Source organism: Phytohabitans sp. LJ34 (assembly GCF_052068095.1).
Taxonomy (GTDB): domain Bacteria; phylum Actinomycetota; class Actinomycetes; order Mycobacteriales; family Micromonosporaceae; genus Phytohabitans.
This window is the reverse complement of the sequence record NZ_JBQHDG010000015.1, coordinates 239,549-262,791: the sequence shown is the minus strand read 5'-3', so window position 1 is coordinate 262,791 and position 23,243 is coordinate 239,549. Positions and strand designations below refer to the sequence as shown.

The window sequence follows — 23,243 nt, the reverse complement described above, 5'->3', positions numbered from 1 at the left end:
CGACCGTGCCGACCAAACGGGAACAGTTCATCCAGACCATCCGCGCCCAATACCTGGGCGAGCAGATGCGTAAGCTGCGGGAGGACCGAGGGCTGACACTGAAGTACATCGCGGCGCACCTCGGCGTCGAATTCTCCACTCTCGCCCGCTACGAGCGGGCGGAGTGGCCGTTCCGCCGCGACCACGTCATCGCCCTGCTCGACGTCTATGGCGTCTACGACGAACTCAAGCGGTCGCAGCTGATCGAGCTGTCGCAGTCGGCGTGGCAGATCAACCAGTGGCAGCCGGTCACGAGCCGCTACGACAGCCTCTTGCCCACGAACGGGAAGGGATTGCTGCCGATCGATCCCTGGTGGTTGCAGGCCAAGGCCGAGGAGCTGTGTATCTACGCCCCACTCCTGGTCCCGGAGGTGGTGCAGACCCGCGACTACGCCGAGACCATCGTCCGGCAGACGGTTCAGGACGGGCGGCAGGTCGATCAGATCGTCGCCCGGCTGATCGGCCGGCAGCAGCAGTTGGACGACCCGCCGCGCACCCGGTTGACCATCCTGCTGGAGGAGCAGGTGCTGCCCGGATCGTGGGCGGCCGGGCGGTACTGCACCAGCAGCTCGAGTTCTTGACCCGCACCGTGGAGCGACCGCACGTGGACATCCGGGTTCTGCCCGACCGGACCGGCTGGCACCCCGGCCTGGACGGCGCGTTCACCGTCTGCATGCCGCCGCGCCCGTACCCGCCGGTCGCGCTGGTCGACCACCTCACCGGACGTCTCGCCGTGGAAGCCACGGACGCTGACCGCTACGTGGACATATTCGCCAAGCTCAAGGAGACCGCCCTGGAACCGGTCCGTTCCGTCGAGATTTTCCAGGAGGCGGCCGACGACCTATCCGGCGGCAGCCGAGCGGCCGGTTCGACCGTGCAGGAGGCAACGGCGTGATGCTCCCGGTCAACTCGGACGCTGCCAAGGCGGTCGTCACCGTGGCGGCGCAGCGGATCGCGGCCTACGCCGACCGCAACAACATCCCGATCGACCAGGCCCAGTGCGAGGAACTCGCAGACGATCTCGTGCACGTGTATCAGGCGTTCTTCGCCGGCCTGACCCACCGCAGCCCGTTGCCCGGCGCGCAGCCGACCGGCTGACGGCACGAAGACCGGGTCTGCCGCCGCCTGTGCCCGCACTCCCTGGCAGGAGCCACCCCACGGGCGGCGGCAGACCCTTCCACCGGCCGAGCGGCAGGAACCGCGATCTCCTGGACCGTGCGGGTCCAGGTGGCCACATCCACCCTGTCGAAGGAGCGATCAGATGACCCCGGGAACCATCAGTGGCGCGGTCCTGGACCGGGCCGACCTCGCCGAGCCCGACGCACTGCTCGATTTCGAGCTGGACGTCCAGGTGACGCTCGACACCGGTGACGGCTACACGGTGCGTCGCTGCGACACCAGCGACAACTGCGCCGCCACGTGCGCATCGTCGTGCGCGAGCAGCTGACCAGATGACCAACCGGTCGCGGGCCGGCCGCCGTCGGCCCGTGACCACCACATGGCCGCACGAACGGGAGGAGGTGAGTCGTGGGCGACATGCATGCGCCGCTGTATCGGCATGCGGGCGGTGCGATGCTCCGGGCGGCGGTGCTGCCGTTGTCGCAGGCGCCGAAGCGGTGGCCGGTCTTGTCCGATCCAGGCTCGTGCCGGTTGTGGCTGCGTAAGGTGTGGGCGCTGCCAGGCTTCGCCGAGGCGGTCCGGTACGCCAGCGGCCCGTTCGCCGGCGAGGTCGAGGCGGTTCTCGATGGGACCGTGACGCAGACTCGGCGGGTGCGGCGGGCGACGTTGTCGGGGCTGCGGTATCTGCTGCGCGCGGTGGGCCGCCCAACACCGTTCGGCATGTTCGCCGGTGTCGCCCCGGTCGAGGTCGGCGGAGAACCGCACGCGTCGTGGGGTGCGCAGCACCGGCTGCTGGTGCGGGCGGACACGCTATGGCTCGACGCGGTGATCGAACGGCTGGAAGCCGACCCGGCAGTCCTGCGGGATCTGGAAGTCGTCTTCTCGGACCTGGTGGTATTCCGCGGCGGTCGGATCGAGGTGCCACGCGGGCCAGGACGGGCGACGATGCGCAACACCGCGGTCGTGCGGCTGGTCCGGGAGGCCGCCGCCACGCCGATCGCGTGGCAGGTCTTGTGGGCCAAGGTCGCCGAGGCGTTCCCCGGCGCGCGACCGTCCACTATAGACGCTACACTCAGTCAGCTCGTCGCCAACGGCGTGCTCGTCACGAACTTACGGGCGCCGATGACCGTCCCGGACCCACTGGCGTACCTCGTCGACGCGATCTCACGCACAACTGCGACACCGGCGGGCGACATGGTTGGGGAGCTCCGCGAGACCCGCCGGATCATCCACGCGCACAACGCGACCGAGACCCGCCAGGACGAACTGCCGCAACTGCGGGCCGCCGTCGCGGAACGGATGCGGCAGCTGTCTTCGGCTGGGCGGACGGCGCTCGCCGACGACCTGCACCTGGACTGCCAGGTCACCACCCCCACCGGTTTGGTCGAGGAGATGGCGTCCGCAGTGACCGCGCTGCTGCGGCTGACCCGCCAGCCCCGCCCGGACCCGGCGTGGAACGACTGGTGTCAACGGTTCTGTGACCGCTACGGCACCGGCGCGGTTGTCCCGGTCACGGAGGCCGTGCACCCAGACGCGGGGATCGGCTGGCCGGCCAGCTACCCGGCCAGCACGCTTACCGCACCCGACGAGCGGGTCAGCCGCCGCGATGAACAGCTTCTGCGGCTGGCCTGGGAAGCGGTCACCGACGGGCGTCGTGAGGTCGTCCTCACCGACGAGCTCATCACCGCGATCACCGCCGCCGAACCGGTCAACCCGCGCTGGATCCCCGCCCATGTCGAACTCGGCGCCCGCATCCATGCCAGCAGCGTGGAGGCGCTGCGGGCCGGCGACTACACGTTCACCGTCCATCCGGCCCAGACGTTCGGCACGCTCACCTCCCGGTTCGAACCGACCGTCGCCCAAGCCGGCATGGCCGCCATCTTCGCCGCAACCCCGACCGCGACCGCCGGGGCCTTGGCGGCGCAGATGTCGTTCCCGCCATTGTTTCCGTACTCGGAGAACGTCGCCCGCCTCCCGGCCTACCTGCCGCACGTGCTGCCGCTGGGTGAGCACCGCGTCGGCGGCGACGCGAGCGTCATCGGGTCAGGTGACCTCGGTATCGTCGCCGTCGCGGACGGCCTGCACCTGGTCAGCATCTCCCGCCGCCGCGTGGTCGAGCCGCAGGTCTTCCACGCCCTCGCCTTGGAGAAACAGGCGCCGCCGCTGGCCCGGCTCCTGGCCACCATGGGCAGCGGCTTCCTTGCCCGCTACACCGAGTTCGACTGGGGACCGGCCGCCGCACGGCTGCCGTTCCTCCCCCGGGTGCGCTACCGGCGGGCGATCCTCTCACGCGCGACGTGGCACATCACCGCCGCCGCCCTTTCTCAGGCTGGCTCGTGGGATGAAGCGCTGGCCGGCTGGCGGCAGCGTTGGCGATGCCCCGACGTGGTGGAACTCCACGACGACCACCGCTCGCTCCGGCTGGACCTCACCATCGCCGCCCACGCCATTGTGCTCCGCGAACACCTCGATAGACACGGCCACGCACGGCTGACCGAGTCCGAAACCACCGATGACTGTGGCTGGATCGGTGGGCACGTGCACGAGATCGTCCTGCCGTTCGCCCGCGCCACGCCACCGGCCCCGAACCCGGTCGCCGGTCCGCTGCCGCTGGTTACCAACGCGGCCGGCGCTCACCTTCTCACTAGGTCGGGACCGTCCTGGTTGTACGCCAAGGTGTTCACCCACCCGGAAAGCCTCGACGAACTCGTTCGTGTCCACGTGCCCCGCCTGCTCGCCATGCTCGACGGTGATCCTCCGTACTGGTTCGCCCGCTACCGAGGCATGCGCGAGACCGACCATCTACGCCTGCGCATCCGCGTCAACAACGCAAACGATCACGCCGCCGCCGCGATGGCCGTCGGGCACTGGGCCCAGCAGCTCGTTGAAGCCAGCGCGGTGTCGCACCTGACGTTGGCGCCCTACTATCCCGAGATCGGCCGCTACGGCCCCGGCCCGGCGATGGACGCCGCCGAAGCGGTCTTCGTCGCGGACTCCCGCGCGGTCGCTGCCGCCATGCGACTTCTCCCGCTGCGGCTGATACATCCGATGGCGGTGGCCGCGATCGGCATGGTCGACATCGCTGACGGCTTCCACACCAGCCCGGACGCTGCTACCGGCTGGCTCCTGGAACACTTCGCCGCCGAGAGCGGCCCTCCGGTCGACCGGGCTATCGCCGACCACGCGGCGATCTGGGCCACACGCCGGACGCTTCCGGACGGCAGCGACATGCCCATCCTGGTCGCCGAGGCGTGGCAGGCCCGCCGGGCTGCTCTCGCCGCCTACCGCCCAGAGTTGCCAGACAACGCCTTCACCGATCACGTCCTGTCCTCGCTGCTGCACACGCACCACAACCGGGCCCGGCTCATCGACCGCGCCGACGAAGCCCGCTGCCGCCGTATGGCCCGGCAGATCGCCCTCACCCGCCGCGCCCACACCGGTGTCAGCCCGTCATGAGCACCACCGTCACTACGAACGAGTGGACCCAGTCACTCGCCGACGGCGCACCCGGGATCGCCCCTACTCCATGCCGAACGCGCCCGCGCCGGCCTGGCCGGACGGGAACCAGTACACCGCCTCGCCATCGCGATGACTCGCGAACCCGTACACGCCCACCCCGAAGTGAGCAACCTGTTCCGCGGCGCGCCCGCCGTCGCCTACGCCCTCCACCACGCCGGCCAACCGTCCTACCAAACCGGCCTGGCCACCCTCGACGCCGCGATCCGCACGCTCGTCGCGCAGCGCCTCGACGCAGCGCTCCAACGAATCGACGCAGCACGCCTCGCCCGCGCGAGCGAGTACGACCTGATCAACGGGCTGACCGGCCTCGGCGCATACCTAATACACCGCCACCACGACCACCCGCTGCTCCGCGAGATCCTCGCCTATCTGGTCCGGCTCACACGACCCATCCGGGTCGACACTCGGACCCTGCCCGGATGGTGGGCGACAGGGAGCCCGGACCGGCGCCAGTCCCCACGCTGGCACGGCGGCCATACCGGGTTCGGCATGGCACACGGCATCGCCGGACCCTTGGCGCTACTGTCAGTAACGATGCGGCGCGGAATCATCGTCCTCGGACACCAAGACGCCATCCACACCATCTGCGCCTGGCTCGACCAGTGGCGCACCGGTCCCGACCGGAACCCGTGGTGGCCGGACGTGATCGGCCGAGACGACCTGGCCGCACGCACCACCGCCCACGGCGCCCCGCACCGGCCCTCCTGGTGCTACGGCACACCCGGCATCGCCCGCGCTCAACACCTCGCCGCCATCGCCACCAACGACTGGCAGCTGGCCGAGCTCGCCGAGCACGCCCTCATCGGCTGCCTCACCGACGACCGCCAACTCGCCCAGATCACCGACCCGGGCCTGTGCCACGGCTGGGCCGGCCTCGTTCACACCGCCCGCTGCGCCGCCGCGGACACCGGCAGCCGCGACCTCGCGAACGCCGCAGAGACCGCCGCAAGCCGGATGTGCGACTACCTTCGCCGCCACAGCGCGCCAACCGACGATGGCCTGTTGGCGGGAGCTACCGGTGTCGCACTCATCGACGCGGCTGTGGCATCCACCAGGCCGCGGTGGGATACCTGCCTCCTGGTCAGCTGACCAGGCCACCCCCCAACACTCGACTAGGCGAAGGAACCGATGAACGACACCACCACCGGCACCAGCCCCGAAGTCCTGCGCGAGCGGATGGTCGACCGCATCCTGGCCAACCAGCGCCTCACGCCTTCGGTGGAGGCCGCCCTGCGCCACGTTGAGCGACACCGGTACGTCCCCGACGCACCGATAGCCGACGCCTACGCCGAACAAGCCGTCATCACCCACACCTTCCCCGACGGCACCCACCTCAGCTGCGCCTCCGGCCCCACCGTCGTCGCCGCCATGCTCAACGCCCTCGACGTCCAACCCGGCCACCGGATCCTCGAAATCGGCGCCGGCACCGGCTACAACGCCGCCCTCCTGGTCACTCTCGCCGGCGCCGACGGCACGGTCACCACGATCGACATCGACCCTGACGTCACGGCAGCGGCCCGGCGCAACCTCGACGCCACTGGCTTCGAACGCGTCATGGTGCTCACGGGGGACGGGGCGCACGGTGCACCCGAGCACGGCCCGTACGACCGCATCATCGTCACTGTCGGCGCCTGGGACATCCCACCAGCATGGTGGGACCAACTCGTACCCGGCGGTCGGCTCGTCCTCCCGCTCCGATGGCGCGGCACCACCCGCGCGGTCGCGTTCGTCAAACGCGACACCCACTTCGAATCCGACTGGGTCTACCTCTGCGGCTTCATCCCCATGCTCGGCCAACCGGGCGAGCAGAACACCACCATCGACACCGACGGCCTGGTCACCATCCACTACGACATCGACCAAGCAGTCGATGTCAAAGCGCTCCAAGGCGTCCTGACACGCGAGAAGACCACCGTGTGGGCCGGCGCCACCGTCGACGCCAACGAATCCCTCGACCGCATCTGGCTCCACCTCACCGCGACACACGACGACACGGTCCGCATCGAAGCAGACCAGAGAGCCGTCACCACCGGCCTGTGCACGCCAGCGATCGCCAGCCGCAGCCCCGCCCTCGTCGATGGCAACTCGCTGGCCTACTTCACGATCCGTCGCACCGAGACCTCTGAACGATGGCAGCTCGGTGCCGTCGGTCACGGCTGGAGCGGTGAGCAACTCGCTGAGCGCATCATCAACCAGATCGACAATTGGGATCGCAACCGCACCGCTGATCCCCAGCTGCTCGCCTACCCGACCGGCACACCCGTACCCGACGCGCTAGATGGCAAGGCCATCTCCAAGCCCAACGTAACCCTAGTCCTTCGCAATATCGACGTCTGACCGAGCGGCGCGGAACGGCGCCAATGCCGTCCGCCGCAGGACGGTCCGGCCCATCACGGGCCATTCGGCGGCGGCGACGCCTGCCACACCGTGATGGCCAGGGTGTCGTAATTCCCGAGCAGGGAATTGGTGACCTTGATACAGGCGACGAGGTCGTGCCCCAGGTAGCAGAATGCCGTTCCTGGCTTGGGGAAGATGACCGACGAGGTGAACCGCGTACTCGCGACGCAGTCCGCGTAGGTCGGCGTACTCGCATCGAGTGTGGCAAGCGTGCCGTGCTGATCCGGGGCGTAGAACCCGTTGCTCCAGCTCAGAAACAGTTCCGCCCCGGATCGATCCTGATCGGCCGGGTGGGGTTGGCGCCGAAGGTGAGACCGTATCCGCCCGGCAGGTCGACGGTGAACTGCGTCAGCCTGCTGCCTGCCGCAGCAGTGGGGTTTGTCGAGTGCGTGACCGCCGGCGTCCGCGGCGCGTCGCCGCTCGCCGGTGCGCTGCTTTTCGGCCGGGACCGCGGTGGAGTTCGAGGCTTCGCGGCTTGAACGACAAGAAACCGGCGACCAGCGATCCGATCATCGTGGCAATCGCCGTGATCCACGCTGCGCCAAGTTCTGCGACGCTCGGTCTTCTTCCAGACCTCTCCGGCGTCATTCGTCCCTCCCGTCGCCGGCCTCGTCGCGTGTCAGCCAATTCGTATCGTGGTCTGTCGACTCCTTCCGCCAACCCAGCCGAGCCGCGGGCCCCGGGGGACCGTCCGTAATATCCTGTATCTGGAAAAGCTAGTACGAATAGCCACCGACACCGGACGAGCGGTCGGCGCACGGAGGGCGCCTGTACCCTTATCGCTCCGTAGCTGCGGTGATCTAATCGGACGGTTGAGTGGCTCGCCACGGAGGACGGGACATACATGGATGTCTTCGGGGTCCGGCAACAGTTGATCGCAGACTACCGGGAGTTCACATCCAGCTTCGTGGACGTCCGGGATGCCCGCATCAAGGAGCACGTCGATCGACTCGCCGCACTTGGGCACCAGTGGCCCGACCCGTGGTTGTCGCTGAACCCGAGCTTCGCATCCGGCGGGACCGTCGAGGACCTCGTCGCCGAGGGCGTGCTGCATCCTGACTGCGCACGCATCTTCCGCATAAAGCAGCACGCCAGCGACTCGGGCCAGCCGCTGAGGTTCCACCAACACCAGCGGGAGGCCATCGAAACCGCCGCCACCGGAGCCAGCTACGTACTCACTACCGGCACCGGTTCGGGCAAGAGCCTGTCCTACCTCGTACCGGTTGTCGACCGGGTGTTGCGAGCCAAGGCCGACGGCAGTTATCAGCCCGGCGTCAAAGCGATCATCGTCTACCCAATGAACGCGCTCGCCAACAGCCAGAAGCACGAGTTGGAGAAGTTCCTCCAGTGGGGCTTTCCGGATGGCGCACCGCTGGTTCGTTTCGACCGGTACACCGGACAGGAGGACCGCGACGAGCGCCGGCGAATCATGTCGGATCCGCCGGACATCCTGCTGACCAACTACGTGATGCTGGAGCTGGTCCTCACCCGGCATCGCGAGCGGCAGCGCCTGATCAAGGCTGCCCGAGGGCTGTGGTTCCTGGTACTCGACGAGTTGCACACCTATCGAGGCCGGCAGGGCGCGGACGTCGCATTCCTGGTCCGCCGTACCCGGGACGCCTGCGAGGCGCCTGCCCTGCAATGTGTCGGCACATCCGCCACGATGACCTCGAAGGGCTCAGTCGCCGACCAGCGGGCCGAGGTGGCACGGGTGGCCACCCGCCTGTTCGGCACGACACTCCTTCCGGAGCATGTCATCGGCGAGTCGCTACGCCGGATAACCGAGGAGCGGGCACCAGCGACGGGCGAGCTGGCGGACCGCTTGCGGCATTGGGCCGCTGTGGGGGAGACAGCGTGCACGTTCGAGGAGTTCCGCACCGACGCGCTTGCCCGCTGGGTGGAGACCGCGTTCGGGCTCGAAGAAGAACCGGCGACGATGCGGCTGATCCGCCGTCGCAGACCGCTCACGGTGTCGGAGGCGGCCGGAAGCCTGGCGGCCACCACGGAGCGGCCGGCCAGCGAGTGTAGCGCCGCTATCGAAGCGGTACTGCGTACCGGCGCTCGGGTGATGGATCCAGAGATCGGCCGGCCAGTCTTCGCCTTCCGGCTGCACCAGTTCCTATCCAAGGGCGACAACGTCTACGCCACCATCGAGTCGCCGGCGAAGCGGTATCTCACCAGCCGGAAGCAGATCGTCTCACCGGACAGCGACGACACCGAGCGGAAGATCCTCCTGCCGCTCGCCTTCTGCCGGGAGTGTGGCCAGGAGTACCTGATCGCTCGGCGCACCGCGACCGGATTCGAAGCGCGCGAAGACTTCGACGCGCTCGATGACACGTCCGGCTACCTCTACATCAGCGATGACCAGCCGTGGCCGGAGAGCTTCGACATCGCGCTGAGCGACGGCCGGCTGCCGTACTCCTGGACGCTGCTCGGCGACGAAAACCAGATCCTGCTGACGCCAGGCAAGGAGAAGTACCTGCCGGAGCCGTTGCATGTGGACAGTGTGGGCACGGAGGCTTCGCCGGGCCGAGGCACTCCGGCCGCCTGGATCACCACGCCGTTCCGGTTCTGCCTGCGATGCCGAGTCTCGTACGAGCGCAACCGCGGGCAGGATTTCGCGCAGCTCGCCAAGTTGTCCACGGAAGGACGGAGTTCGGCGCTGTCGGTCGTTGGCGCGAGTGCAGTACGGGCCTTGCGCGCCCAACCCGAGCTGACCCGCCAGTCGCGCAAGCTGCTCGCCTTCGTCGACAACCGGCAGGACGCCGCGCTGCAGGCTGGCCATTTCAACGACTTCGTTCAGGTGGTTCAGCTCCGCGGTGCGCTGTACCGAGCCCTGCACGCCGAAGTGGACGGCCTCAGCCACGAGCGGATAGCCCAACACGTCACCGAGGCGCTTGGCCTCGACATGCCCGACTTCGCGAGCAACCCGGCCGCAAAGTACAGCCTGCGTGACGAGGCATGGCGTGCCCTGCGCGAAGTGGTCAACTACCGGCTGTATCTCGATCTTGAGCGTGGCTGGCGGGTGACTATGCCCAACCTCGAACAGACCGGCCTGCTGCGGATCGAGTACCGCGACCTGCGTGAGGTTGCGGCCGATGAGTCATCCTGGTCCGGCACCCACTACCTGCTGCGCGACGCCGAGCCGGGACATCGGTACGAGGTCGCCTCGACGCTGCTCGACGAATTGCGTCGTAACCTCGCGATCGATGTTCGGTGCCTGACCGAAGACGGCTTCGACGAGATCCGGCGGCTGTCGGCGCAGCATCTGACCGAGCCGTGGGCGCTTGGCGTACGCGAACGTGCTGTCGTCGCCGGCATCGCGTTTCCCAAGCCGAGCGGTCGCGGCCGTCCCCGGTACCACCTCCATCTGTCCGGGCGGGGTGCGCTGGGCAAGTACCTGGTCGCCCAGTACCGGCGGCTCGGGCAACCCTGCGGCCCGGCTGACGCACAGGATGTGATCCGGGACCTGCTGGCCGTGCTGGTAGACGGGGGCCAGGTGACCGAGGCCGCGCCGCCCGACGACGACGATCTGATCGGCGGGTACCGGCTGCGGTCGTCGGCGTTGATCTGGCGGGTTGGTGCCGGCGAGGTCGGCGCCGAGGATCGGGTCCGCAAGGTGCTCAGCGGCGAGGCGGGAGCGCGGGTGAACAGGTTCTTCCGGGACCTGTACCGCGACACCGCCCACCTCTTGACCGGTCTGCAAGCCAAAGAGCACACAGCGCAGGTACCGCCGGAGGATCGGCAGGAACGCGAGCGTGACTTCCGCGACGGCGACCTCCCGCTGCTGGTCTGCTCGCCCACGATGGAGCTGGGCGTCGACATCAACGCGCTCAACGCGGTCGCGTTGCGGAACGTGCCACCGACACCCGCCAACTATGCGCAGCGCGCGGGCCGTGCGGGCCGTTCGGGCCAGCCGGCCCTGGTCGTCACCTACTGCTCGACCGGCAGCGCCCACGACCAGTACTACTTCCGCCGGGCCACCGAGATGGTGGGCGGCGCGGTCGTCCCGCCAAGGCTGGACCTTGCCAACGAGGATCTCGTGCGGTCACACGTACAGGCGATCTGGCTGGCCGAGACCGGACAGGAGCTGCCGGGGTCTGTTGCGGACATCGTCGAGACGGGCGGCGAGCACCCGAGCCTCAAACTGAAGCGAGAGGTGGCCGCGGCTGCGCGTGACGGGAGCGCTCAGGATCGCGCGATTGAACGGGCGACGAGCGTGCTCGGCGGGAAACTCGCCGCCGAGCTGGCGGAATCACCATGGTGGCGAAGGGGATGGATCACCGATGTCATCCGCGCCGCACCGGCGACGTTTGACGACGCCTTCGAGCGCTGGCGCACGCTCTACCGTACGGCCCTGACCGAGTACGAGATCCAGAACCGGCGCGCGGTGGACACGAACGTCTCGGCGAAGGCTCGCGATGAGGCGCACCGCCGGGCTCGGGACGCGCGGGTACAACTGACGTTGCTGCGCAACGAAGACTCCGACGACTCGCAGACGGACTTCTACACGTACCGGTATCTGGCCGCTGAGGGCTTCCTGCCGGGGTATTCGTTCCCGCGCCTCCCACTTGCCGCGTACGTGCCCGGGTTGGTCGGGCGGCGCGACGGCGACTACATCCACCGCCCGCGGTTCATCGGCATCAGTGAGTTCGGTCCGGGTGCATTGATCTACCACGAGGGCGCCCGCTACATGGTCCGCAGCGTGCAGCTTCCGCCGGCAACGCCCGGCCAGGAGGGTGTGTTGACCGCCTCGGCGCGGCGGTGCGAGGCGTGCGGGTACCTGCACGACGACGTCGTCGGCGTCGACGTGTGCGACGGCTGCGGCGAGCAGCTCGGGCGTGCGGTCGGCAACCTGTTGCGGTTGCACACCGTGCGCACCCAGCGCCGGGAGCGCATCTCCTCCGACGAGGAGGAACGCCGGCGGGCCGGGTTCCAGATCGAGACCTCCTACCGGTTCGCCGACCACGGCAACCGTCCGGGCCGGCTCGCGGTGACCGTCCGCTCGGCCGAGGGACCGACGCTCGCGACCCTGTTGTACGGCGACGCCGCGACGGTGCGCCGGGCGAACCTCGGCCTGAGCCGCCGTAAGAACAAGGACATTCGCGGGTTCTGGGTCGACACGGTGACCGGGGAATGGTTGTCGGAGAGCAAGGCGGAGGCGACCACATCCGACGAGGAGGACCTCGGCGGCGCCGATGGGGTGAAGCTCAAGCAGCGGGTGATCCCGTACGTGGAGGACCGCCGCAACGTGCTGGTGCTTCGCCTAGCCGAAAAGGTCGACAACGAAACGGCCACGAGCCTGCTTTTCGCCCTGGAGCGGGGCATCGAGGCGACGTTCCAGCTCGAGGACTCGGAACTCACCAGCGAGCTGCTGCCGGACCCGGATCGTCACGGCCGGATGCTGTTCATCGAGAGTGCGGAGGGCGGGGCCGGTGTGTTGCGGCGACTGGTCGACGAACCGGACAAGGTAGCCGAGGTGGCGGCCAGGGCGCTGGACATCGCCCACTTCGACCCGCAGACCGGAGAGGACCGCGGCAACAACCTGGCCGATGGGGCCGACCAGCAAACTCGGTGCGTGCTCGCGTGCTACGACTGCCTGCTGTCGTACACGAACCAGCCGTACCACGCCATGATCGACCGGCACCGGATCGCGGGACTGCTGCGGTCGCTCGCCGGAGCGGTCGCCCAGCCGCAGAGTTCGCCGGCACGGCTCGCAAGCTCGCCGAACGCCGCGCCCGCGTCCGTAGCGGGCCAGGCAACCGAAAGCGGCGCGGTCGCTGACTTCGTGGCTTGGCTCGACGCCAACAGCTACCGGCGGCCGGACGGCCTACACGAGAAGATCCTTGGCGGCGCCGCTGTCCCAGACCTTGTGTACCGCAGTCAGGCGGTCGGCGTCTTCGTGGACGAGCCCGCGCAGCCGCCCGGTCCGGGTCGGGACGAAGCCGCTGAGGAGAGCATGTACAACGACGGGTGGGGCGTGGTCCGGGTGATCGCCGGCGAGTGGCAAGCTGCGGCGGACAAGCATCCAAGCGTCTTCGGTCAGCATCGGGGGGCAGCACGATGACGGTGGCGGCAACGTTCCAGGCCGGGACGCTGGTGGAGGCGCGCGGCCGCGAATGGGTCGTGCTGCCCGAGTCGAGCGACGATCTCCTGGTACTGCGCCCGCTGGGCGGCGCCGACGATGAGCGGGCGGCGGTGATTCCGGAGCTGGAGCAGGTGCGCTCGGCGACGTTCCCGCCCCCCGATCCTGCCGACGCGGGCAACGCCTCCCGGGCCGGGCTGCTGCGCACCGCGTTGCGGATCGGCTTCCGGTCGACCGGCGGGCCGTTTCGGTCGCTCGCTTCGCTCGCCGTCGAGCCCCGGCCGTACCAGCTCGTGCCGCTGCTGATGGCGCTCAGGCAGGAGACGGTGCGGCTGCTGATCGCCGACGACGTCGGCATCGGCAAGACAATCGAGTCCGCCCTGATCGCCGCCGAACTGCTGGCCCAGGGCGATGCCGACGGGCTCGCCGTGCTGTGCAGTCCTGCCCTCGCCGAGCAGTGGCAGGAGGAGTTGGCCAGCAAGTTCGCCATGCCGACCGAGTTGGTGCTCCCCGGCACGGTGCGCCGGCTGGAGCGCAACCTCCTCGGCACCGAGTCCATCTTCGATCGGTACCGCCACGTGGTGATCTCCACCGACTTCATCAAGCGCCCGGGTCAGCGCGAGCAGTTCCTCCGCAGTTGCCCTAACCTGGTCATCGTCGACGAGGCGCACGGTTGTGTGGTTGATGACACCGGCGCCGGCGGTAGGTCCCGGATGCTGCGCTACGAGCTGGTCCGCAAGCTCGCCGAGCGGCCCGACCGACATCTGGTGCTGGCGACCGCCACTCCGCACAGCGGCAAGGAGGGCGCCTTCCGCAACCTCCTCGGCCTGCTCGACCCAAATCTGTCCACGGTGGACATCAACCGTGCCGATGGTCGCGGACTGCTTGCGCAGCACTTCGTGCAGCGTCGGCGGGTCGACATCCGCGGGTTCCTGGAGGACACTCCGTTCCCGGCCGACCGCGAGACCAAGGAGGTGTCGTACCGGCTGGCCGGCGACTACAAGAGCCTGTTCGACGACGTCGTCGCGTACGCCCGGCAGACCGTCCGTGACCCGATCGGCGGGCGGCTGCGCCAACGGGTCCGCTACTGGTCGGCTCTTGCCCTGCTGCGCGCGATGGCCTCGTCGCCCGCAGCCGCGGCAGCGACGTTGCGTACCCGGGCCGCCAACGCCGATGCCACCGACGAGGCTGAGGCGGATGCGCTGGGCCGGGCCGCGGTCTTCGACCTGCCCGACGAGGAGACATACGAATCGGTCGACCTGGCGCCGGGCGCAGACACCGACGACGGCGGCAGTCCAGAACGACGCCGCCTGCTGGCCTTCGCCCGGCGCGCCGAGCAGCTGGCCGACGGCGGCGATGCCAAGCTCGACCTGCTGGTCAAGGAGGTCAAGGCGCTGCTCCGCGAGGGCTTCAGCCCGGTCGTGTTCTGCCGATACCTGCACACCGCCGAGTACGTCGCGCAGCGGCTCACCAAGGCACTCGGCCGGCACGCCGAGGTCGGATACGTGACCGGGGCGCTGCCGCCAGACGAGCGGCGCAAGCGCATCGACGAACTGACCGCCGAGGGAAACCGCCCGCCCGTGCTCATCGCCACCGACTGCCTCTCCGAGGGCGTGAACCTTCAGGACAGCTTCCAGGCCGTGGTGCACTACGACCTGGCCTGGAACCCGACCCGGCACGAGCAGCGCGAGGGCCGGGTCGACCGGTTCGGTCAGCGGGCGCCGAAGGTACGCGCGGTTGCAATTTTCGGAGCCGACAACCGGATCGACGAAATCGTGCTGAAGGTGCTGCTGCGCAAGCACGAGCAGATCCGCAAGGCGCTGGGTGTCTCCGTGCCGGTACCCGACCGCAGCGACGAGGTGCTCGATGCGATCGTCGAGGAACTGCTGGCTGCGCCCGACGTACCGGAGCAGTTGATGATCGAGGAGCTGGCGCCGAAGCGCCGCCACGACCTGCACGCTGATTGGGAGAGCGCGGCGGCCAAGGAGAAGGAGTCCCGCACGAAGTTCGCCCAGCGGGCGATGCAGCCGGCCGAGGTGGCCACGGAGCTCGCCGAGATCCGGGCCAGCCTGGGGGCACCGCGGGAGGTGGCCGAGTTCACCCGCGACTGCCTCGCCGCACTCGGCGCGGATGTCGTCGACACGCCATTCGGGTTCACGGCGACCACCGCCGGACTCCCGCTCGCCGTCCAGGACAGCTTCCCGACCGGCCACCGCAAGCCGCTCCCATTCCACGAAGACCTACCGGTCCCGCCGCACGAGACGCACCTCGACCGCACCGACCCACACGTGACCGCGCTGGCCCGGTACGTCCTGGAGAGCGCGCTCGACGACACGGTGCCGGCCGAGCTGCGGCCCGCACGGCGAGCCGGCGTCATGCGGACGTCGGCGGTGGCCAAGCGGACCACCCTACTGCTCGTGCGGTTTCGGCTGCACCTGACACTGCCCCGATCGGCAAGCCACGATGGCGAGCCTCGCCGCATGGTCGCGGAGGAAGCCCGCATCCTCGCCTTCCGAGGTGCGCCCACGGCCGCCGACTGGCTCGCCGACGAGGACGTGGCCCCGCTAGTCGATGCGGTGCCCACCGGCAACGTCGCACCGGACCAGGCCGAGGCGCAACTGGAGCGGATCATCGACGCGCTCGGCGCGGTCTCCGACCACCTTGATACCGCGGCCGACGAAATGGCCGCGCGGCTTCGGGCATCACATATCCGGGTACGCGAGGCCGCAGGCCAACGCGCCCGGCGCCAGATCACAGTCACCGCCCAGAAACCCGCGGACATCCTCGGCGTCTACGTCTACCTGCCGGAGGTGGCGTCATGACGAGCACCTCCTCGTATCCGGCGGTGTCGGTCGCCGGTGGCCTGCTGCCCGGCACTCTCCTCCAGCGCATCGGCGAGGGCGACGCCGAGCTGCCCGGCGCAGACCCTGCCTCGTACGGCTTGCAGGCGGGCGAATCCGTGCGGCGCGAGGCGAGTTCTGCGTTCGCGTACCTGAAAGAGGTCTGGCGCGACTTCGCCAAACACCGTGACCGCGCCGGCAATTCAGCGCCGGCCCGCCTCACCCGCGAACGTTGGCTGCTCGTGCTGCTGCGCAAGCTCGGGTACGACGGGATCGAGCCGCTGTCCGGCGGGATCGTCGCCGAGGACAAGAGCTTTCCGGTCAGCCACCAGTGGCAGGCCGTGCCCATTCACCTGCTCGGCTGGGGCGTCGACCTGGACCGGCGGACGCCGGGCATGCGCGGCGCGGCCGGCGCCGCCCCGCACTCGATGCTCCAGCAGTTGCTCAACCATGATGACCGGTACGTGTTGGCGGCGCTGTCCAACGGGCAGCGGCTCCGGCTGCTGCGCGACTCGACCAGCCTGGTTGCCTCCGCCTACATCGAGTTCGATCTCGAAGCCATCTTCGATGGAGACCTATTCCCAGACTTCGTCCTGCTGTACCGCGTCGCGCACGCCTCCAGGCTGGCGATCCGCGACCCGGAGATCGGCCCGCCGTCATGCCTGTTCGAGGCGTGGCGCACCTACGGGGCGCAGCAGGGCGAACGGGCCCTGGCCACGATGGCCGGCGGCGTCACGACCGCCCTGGAGATCCTGGGCACCGGGTTCCTCGACCATCCGTCGAACCCAGGTCTCCGCGGTGCAATCGACCGCAACGAGCTCGACCTCATGGACTTCCAGCGGGCATTGCTGCGGCTGGCGTACCGGCTGCTGTTCTGGTTCGTCGCCGAGGACCGCGGCGTGCTCCTCGATCCCGACGCCGAGCCGGCGGCCGTGGCCCGCTACAACACATACTTCTCCGGCCGCCGGTTGCGGGATCTCGCCGTCCGGCGCCGGCACTCGCGTCACGGCGACCTGTGGGAGGCGGTGCAGCTCCTCTTCGACATCCTCGGCGCCGAGGAGGGACGGCCCCAGCTCGGCCTACCCGGGATCGGTGGCCTCTTTGAGGACGGCCCGCTCGACGAACCACTGCGCGGCGCGCGGCTGACCAACTCCGCGCTGCTGCGCGCCGTCGAAGCGCTCGCGGTGATGAGCGTGCGCGGTGGCGGCCGGCGCAGGGTGGACTTCGAGCACCTGGGCGCCGAGGAACTGGGCAGCGTATACGAATCGCTGCTGGAGATGCGGCCGCGGTGGGATCCCGCCGGGCGCCGGTTTCACCTGGAGAAGCTGGCCGGCAACGAGCGCAAGACCACCGGCTCCTACTACACGCCTTCGTCGTTGGTCGAGTGCCTGCTCGACTCGGCGCTCGACCCGCTGCTGGACGAGGCGCAGGCGCTGCCGACCAGGGAGGAGCGGATCGCTGCGTTGCTCGACGTCACGGTCTGCGACCCGGCCTGTGGGTCGGGCCATTTCCTGATCGCGGCGGCCCGGCGCATCGCCAAGCGGCTGGCTGGTGAGCACACCGACGAAGTCGAGCCGGCTCCGGCCGCGGTACGGGCGATGATGCACCAGGTGGTCGGCCGGTGCATCTACGGCGTCGACGTCAACGAGATGGCCGCCGAGCTGGCCAAGGTGTCGCTGTGGCTTGAGGCGATGGAGCCGGGCCACCCGCTGTCCTATCTGGACGCCAACATCCGGGTCGGTAACTCGCTGCTCGGTGTCACGCCTGGCCTGCTGGCCGACGGCATCCCGGACGCTGCCTTCGCTCCGCTGGAGGGCGACGACAAGCAGGTCGTGACCTCGCTGCGCAAGCAGAACGCCGTGGAGCGTGCGGGCCAGGGTGACCTGTTTGGCCTGGAGTCGATCCCGGTGAGCAACGAGTCGCTGGCTGAGGAAACGCTGGACATCATCCGGGCGGAGCCGCGGTCGCTCGCCGACGTGCATGTGCAGGCCAAGCGGGCGGCGGCGCTGGAGCAGGAGCGACGCCAGGCTCGGCGGGTCGCGGACGCCTGGTGCGCTGCCTTCGTACAGGAGAAGACGAAGGATACGCGTACCAGCGCGATCACCCAGTCGGTGCTGGAGCGGATCGTAGCCGGCGACGAGTCACATTTGTCTACGGTGGACGACCTCGCTCGGCAGTACCGGTTCTTCCACTGGCACCTGGAGTTTCCACACATCTTCCGGGTACCGGAGGGCGGCGAAGTCGATCCGGCGACCGGATGGTCTGGTGGGTTCTCGTGCGTCGGCGGCAACCCGCCCTGGGACCGGGTGAAGCTCCAGGAGCAGGAGTTCTTCGCGGCTCGGGATCCGGAGATCGCGGGCGCTTCGAACGCGGCGGCGCGCAAGAAGATGATCCAGGCGTTGTTCCGCAGCGAAGAGCCAGCCAAGCACGCGCTCGCGGCGGAGTTCCGAGGGGCACTGCGGGAGGCGGACGGAGTCAGCCACCTGCTGCGTTCCTCGGGCCGGTACCCGCTGACCGGCCGCGGCGACATCAACACGTACTCGGTGTTCGCGGAGACCGGCCGTACGGTGATCGATGGTCGTGGCCAGAACGGCATGATCCTGCCGACCGGAATCGCCACTGATGCGACCACGCAGGAGTTCTTCAAGGACCTGGTGGTGCGCAAGAGCCTGGCCGCGCTCTACGACTTCGAGAACGAGGACAAGGTCTTCCCCACGGTTCACAATCAGTTCCGATTCGCGTTGCTGACGCTCGGTGGTTCCCAGCGCCGCTCGCGACACGTATCACTCGTGTTCCGGGTCCGGCAGGCCAACCAGATTCTGGCTCGCGCCTACCGCCTGACGCCGGAGGAGATTACGCAGCTTAACCCGAACACGGGCACGTGCCCGGTCTTCTTTTCTCGCCGCGATGCGGAGATCGTGCTCGGCATCTACAGCAGGGCGCCAGTGCTGTGGCGGGAAGGGAGCGCCAACGGGAACCCGTGGGGTCTGTCGTTCCTACGGATGTTTGATATGGCCGCCGACTCTGGTCTGTTCGCGACCGCAGACCAACTCACTGCGGGCGGGTGGAGGCCGCGGGGCAACGTCTTTGTGCACGGCAAGGAGCAAATGCTGCCGCTGTATGAGGCGAAGATGACCCATCACTTCGACCACCGGTTCTCCACCTACACCGGCGCCACACAGGAGCAGCTCAACAAGGGCACGCTGCCTCGGCTTGACGATACGGGCCATGACGATCCGGGCAACCTGCCGATCCCGCGTTACTGGGTTGCTGAGGACGAGGTTGAGCAGCGGCTCGGTAGCCGGTGGAACCACGACTGGCTGCTTGGATGGCGCGACATCTGCCGCAGCGCCGACGAACGGACCTTGATCGCAACCGCGATCCCCCGTGCCGCGGTCGGCGATAAGTTTCTTCTCGCGCTGCCCATGTACCGAGCTTCCTGTCTCCAGGGAAATCTCGCCGCGTTCGTGCTCGACTACGTTGTGCGACAGAAGTATGCAGGCACGTCGTTGAAGTACTACCTGATTCGGCAGCTGGCGGTGCTGCCGCCGGAGCGGTATGACGAGCGAGCGGCTTGGGATCATCGGGCGACGCTCGACGCCTGGATCACGCCACGGGTGCTGGAGTTGAGCTACACGGCGTACGACCTTGTGGGCTACGCCCGTGACCTGGGCGACGGCGGGCCGCCGTTCCGCTGGGATCCGGCTCGTCGCGAGGTGATGCGCGCCGAACTCGACGCCGCCTACTTCCACCTCTACGGCATCGAGCGCGACGACGTGGACTACATCATGGACACGTTCAAGGTGGCCCGGGAGAAGGATGAGGCGCGGCACAGCGAGTATCGGACCAAGCGCCTGATCCTGGAGCGCTGCGACGCGATGGCAACCGCAGCGCGGACCGGAGAAGCGTATCGGTCGCCCCTAGATCCGCCGCCCGGTCAGGGCCCTCGTCACAGGCCAGAGACATGACACAGCCGATACGGTCCGGACTCCTGCTGCGCACATGCCTGGAGGTGCTCGCCGAGGCGCCCGACCGCGGACGGATGTCGAACCAGGCGGTACTGGCCGCAATCGCCGAGCGGGTCGAGCTGACCGACTTCGAGCGTGGCAAGGTCAAGAGCGGCGGTGACCGTTGGAAGGTCGACGTCAACTTCCTCAGCAGCATGGCGGCGACGATCGGCTGGATGGTCAAGCGCAATAGCCAGTGGTGGATCACCGCGGCGGGGCTGGAGGCACTCCGGGCCTGGTCAACGCCCGAAGAGCTGGTACAGGAGGTTGGCCGCCAATACCGGCAGGTCGACAACCGTCGGAAGGCCGCGCGCGCCAGGTATGCAGGGAAGATCGACGTCATAGGAAGCGCGCTGGCCCAGGTGCCAGAGGGGACTTGGACGTCGCACGACGACCTTGCGGACCTGGTCGGCGGAGATGCGGACGAGCTTGCCGACCTGCTGGCCTCGGTCGCCCTGCCGAATTCGCACCGGGTGCTCTACGCCAACGGCCAGGTGCCGAACGCCATGCATCAGTACTGGAGCTATCGCGGCGACGACCTGTGCGAACGACTGAGGAGTGAGGGCGTCGAGTTTTCGGAGGACCAACCGCCCCTTGCCAGCCAGGAGCAGCACCTCACGGCCGACTACTTTGAAGCGGAGGTCGGCGAGCCGCCTGACGCCGAGAGCGAGAGCGCCGGCCGACGTGCCTGGCTGGTGCGCGGGACCAACGTTGACGGCGTCGACGTCGTGCCAGCCTGGCTTGACGAGGGATGGGTGTCGCTGGCCGCCTCGCAACTGCCGGCCACCGCCGCCGGTGCGGACGAGCAGCAGTTGCGCGAGCTTGTCGCGGAGGCGTACCGGCACAAGGGCTACTCGGTGCGAGAGAAGCTGACCGAGGAGTTCGCCATCTTCCTGCGCCGGATGCGTACCGATGACTACCTGGTCACTGTGCACCGCGGCGCGGTCTTCCTCGGACTGGTTGCCGGCCCGGCTACGTTCGCCGAGCCGCTCGACCGCCGGACTGGGCTGCGGCGGGCGGTGCGCTGGCTCAACCTGAGCGCACCGCTTCGACTGGACGAGCTGCCGGCGCCGCTGACAACGCTAGCGAAGAGCCAGGACGACGTCGTCGACCTCACCGAGGCCCTCGCCATCCTCGACCAGCTGTACGACTCCTACCTCACCGATACGCCTACCACGCTCACCGAGCCGAAGGCCCGCCTGGGCGAGGTGACGGACAAGCTCGTCGAGGACCTCCTGATGGACGGGCGCGCCTGGCTCGACGGCGTGACGGCGCTGCTCGCCGAGCGGCGGCAGATCATCCTGTACGGGCCGCCGGGCACTGGCAAGACCTACGTCGCGCGGAAGCTGGCCGCACACCTGACCGAGCCACACGCGGTGCAGCTCGTCCAGTTCCACCCGTCGTACACGTACGAGGACTTCTTCGAGGGCTTCCGGCCGAAGTCCACCGTAGACGGCAAGCTGGAGTTCGAGCTGCGACCAGGCGCCTTCCGGCGGCTCGCCGACGAGGCGCGCGAGCACCCGACGACCGCGTACATCCTGGTCATCGACGAGATCAACCGGGGCAACCTAGCGAAGATCTTCGGCGAACTGTACTTCCTGCTGGAGTACCGCGACGAGCGGATGCGGTTGCAGTATTCGCAGGAGGACTTCACCCTGCCGGAGAACCTGTATCTGATCGGGACGATGAACACGGCCGACCGCTCGATCGCGCTCGTCGACGCCGCGATGCGCCGCCGGTTCGCCTTCGTCGAGATGCACCCGAGCAAGCCGCCGGTCGACGGACTGCTGGCGCGCTGGCTCGACGACCGCAAGATCGACTCTGACTCCGCCGTCCTGCTCGACGCGCTCAACGCGCGGCTACGCGACGCCGATTATGCGATCGGTCCGTCCTATCTCATGCGCGAGTCGGCGTACACAGAGCCAGACGGCTTGGACCGGATCTGGCGGCACGACATCCTGCCAATGCTGGTCGAGCACCACTACGCCGACGACATCGACGTTGAGGCGACGTACGGCCTGGCGGCGCTGCGGGCGGCGATGGCATCCTCGTGACCCTCTTGCGGCTGCGGGAGGCCGGGCCGGCCAGCGCGGCGCCGTTGACCGCCGAACAGGCTCGGCGACTCGCCGCCTCCGGCGTGGTCGAGGTCCGCCCCGGACCCGGGGCCGACACCTGGCTGGTCCGCGCCGATCGCAAGGTGGGGGCGGCCCGGATCGGGGACCTGGAGCTACGCATCGAGCCGAAGGTCGAGGTCGGCAGGCTGCTATTCCTGCTCGGGTACGCCCGGAACCCCGGCGCGTGGCACGAGCAGACTCTCGGCGTACCCCCACATCCGGAGCTGATCCCGGCGCTTGCCGCCACTCTGTGGCGGCAGACTGAGCGGGCGCTACGAGGCGGGATGCTGCAGGGCTACCGCGTCGTCGAAGAGAGTTCTCCGGTCCTGCGCGGACGGCTGCGCGAGTCGGCCCAGCTCGGCCGCCGGCTCGGCCTGCCGCTGCCACTGGAGATCCGGCACGACGAGTACACGGTGGACATCGTCGAGAACCGGATCCTCGCCACCGCGGCGGAGCGGATGCTCCGCGTGCCCGGGGTTGACGCCGAGTCGCGGCGGATGATGCGCCACCACGCCAACCGCCTCGCCGAAGTCACCCGGCTGCCGCCCGGCGTCCCGGTGCCCGCGTGGCGGCCGACCCGGCTCAACGCCCGATACCAGGTGGCGCTGCGGCTCGCCGAACTGGTGCTCGCCGGCAGCTCGGTCGATGCCGGTGTCGGCGGCGTGGTCAGTAACGGGTTCCTGCTCGACATGTGGCGGGTGTTCGAGGGCTTCCTCGCGTCGGCGCTGCGCCGCAGCATGGAAGGCCGTCACGGCGGAGCGGTCACCACGCAGGTCACGGACCATCTCGACCGAGGTGGTCGCATCGACCTCCGGCCGGACATCGTCTGGCGACGTGACGGGCGGGTGGTCGCCGTGGTCGACGCGAAGTACAAGGCGTACACCCCGGCCGACGACGCGTACCAGATGCTCGCCTACTGCACGGTGTACGGCTTGTCTCGGGGCCACCTCGTCTACGTCATCGGCGATCATCCGCCGATCCGCCACGCGGTTCGCAACGCCGCCATCGAGATCGTCTGCCACGCCCTGGACCTGTCATCGCCGCCCGCGGCGCTCGTCGCACAGGTGGAGGAGCTGGCCGACGAGATTGCCGGCAGCACGCTATCGTGACGAACGGTCACCTG

At 68.9% G+C, this 23,243-nt stretch carries 12 protein-coding genes; all 12 read left to right on the top strand.

The annotated features are described in order from the left end of the window. The first annotated feature begins 5 nt into the window (after positions 1-5). On the top strand, positions 6-620 hold the full coding sequence (locus ACTMTJ_RS26545) for a Scr1 family TA system antitoxin-like transcriptional regulator (protein ID WP_441220526.1): 615 nt from the start codon (positions 6-8) through the stop codon (positions 618-620). Beyond that, entirely contained in the window at positions 578-934 is a 357-nt protein-coding gene (locus ACTMTJ_RS26540) for a Scr1 family TA system antitoxin-like transcriptional regulator (RefSeq protein ID WP_441220524.1), read from the top strand. Before ACTMTJ_RS26545 ends, ACTMTJ_RS26540 begins: the two co-directional genes overlap by 43 nt. Continuing rightward, positions 931-1,137, top strand: a complete 207-nt coding sequence (locus ACTMTJ_RS26535; RefSeq protein WP_441220522.1) for a hypothetical protein — start codon at positions 931-933, stop codon at positions 1,135-1,137. Before ACTMTJ_RS26540 ends, ACTMTJ_RS26535 begins: the two co-directional genes overlap by 4 nt. 163 nt (positions 1,138-1,300) lie before the next feature. Continuing rightward, positions 1,301-1,486: an FxLD family lanthipeptide gene (locus tag ACTMTJ_RS26530; RefSeq protein ID WP_441220520.1), complete on the top strand. Its 186-nt coding sequence runs from the start codon at positions 1,301-1,303 to the stop codon at positions 1,484-1,486. Positions 1,487-1,575: 89 nt separating this feature from the next. Then, positions 1,576-4,614, top strand: a complete 3,039-nt coding sequence (locus ACTMTJ_RS26525; protein ID WP_441220571.1) for a lantibiotic dehydratase — start codon at positions 1,576-1,578, stop codon at positions 4,612-4,614. 132 nt (positions 4,615-4,746) lie between these two features. Further along, positions 4,747-5,766, top strand: a complete 1,020-nt coding sequence (locus ACTMTJ_RS26520; RefSeq protein WP_441220518.1) for a lanthionine synthetase C family protein — start codon at positions 4,747-4,749, stop codon at positions 5,764-5,766. A gap of 39 nt (positions 5,767-5,805) precedes the next feature. Then, entirely contained in the window at positions 5,806-7,014 is a 1,209-nt protein-coding gene (fxlM, locus tag ACTMTJ_RS26515; protein WP_441220516.1) for a methyltransferase, FxLD system, read from the top strand. 967 nt (positions 7,015-7,981) lie between these two features. Further along, entirely contained in the window at positions 7,982-13,141 is a 5,160-nt protein-coding gene (locus tag ACTMTJ_RS26510; protein ID WP_441220514.1) for a DEAD/DEAH box helicase, read from the top strand. Then, positions 13,138-15,981, top strand: coding sequence for a helicase-related protein (locus ACTMTJ_RS26505; protein WP_441220512.1), 2,844 nt, complete (start codon positions 13,138-13,140; stop codon positions 15,979-15,981). The genes ACTMTJ_RS26510 and ACTMTJ_RS26505 overlap by 4 nt, the downstream gene beginning before the upstream one ends. Further along, the gene (locus ACTMTJ_RS26500; protein WP_441220510.1) at positions 15,978-19,967 is read left to right on the top strand and encodes an Eco57I restriction-modification methylase domain-containing protein; all 3,990 of its coding nucleotides are present in this window, start codon (positions 15,978-15,980) and stop codon (positions 19,965-19,967) included. Before ACTMTJ_RS26505 ends, ACTMTJ_RS26500 begins: the two co-directional genes overlap by 4 nt. Next, positions 19,964-22,060, top strand: coding sequence for an McrB family protein (locus ACTMTJ_RS26495; RefSeq protein WP_441220509.1), 2,097 nt, complete (start codon positions 19,964-19,966; stop codon positions 22,058-22,060). The genes ACTMTJ_RS26500 and ACTMTJ_RS26495 overlap by 4 nt, the downstream gene beginning before the upstream one ends. Continuing rightward, the gene (locus ACTMTJ_RS26490) at positions 22,057-23,229 is read left to right on the top strand and encodes an McrC family protein (RefSeq protein ID WP_441220507.1); all 1,173 of its coding nucleotides are present in this window, start codon (positions 22,057-22,059) and stop codon (positions 23,227-23,229) included. Before ACTMTJ_RS26495 ends, ACTMTJ_RS26490 begins: the two co-directional genes overlap by 4 nt. The last annotated feature ends 14 nt before the right edge of the window (positions 23,230-23,243 follow it).

What these genes read in the sequence shown, in the direction of transcription:
- ACTMTJ_RS26495 (WP_441220509.1), top strand. Translation starts at nt 19,964, where the DNA reads ATGACACAGCCGATACGGTCCGGACTCCTGCTGCGCACATGCCTGGAG.
- ACTMTJ_RS26500 (WP_441220510.1), top strand. Translation starts at nt 15,978, where the DNA reads ATGACGAGCACCTCCTCGTATCCGGCGGTGTCGGTCGCCGGTGGCCTG.
- ACTMTJ_RS26505 (WP_441220512.1), top strand. Translation starts at nt 13,138, where the DNA reads ATGACGGTGGCGGCAACGTTCCAGGCCGGGACGCTGGTGGAGGCGCGC.
- fxlM (WP_441220516.1), top strand. Translation starts at nt 5,806, where the DNA reads ATGAACGACACCACCACCGGCACCAGCCCCGAAGTCCTGCGCGAGCGG.
- ACTMTJ_RS26520 (WP_441220518.1), top strand. Translation starts at nt 4,747, where the DNA reads ATGACTCGCGAACCCGTACACGCCCACCCCGAAGTGAGCAACCTGTTC.
- ACTMTJ_RS26525 (WP_441220571.1), top strand. Translation starts at nt 1,576, where the DNA reads ATGCATGCGCCGCTGTATCGGCATGCGGGCGGTGCGATGCTCCGGGCG.
- ACTMTJ_RS26530 (WP_441220520.1), top strand. Translation starts at nt 1,301, where the DNA reads ATGACCCCGGGAACCATCAGTGGCGCGGTCCTGGACCGGGCCGACCTC.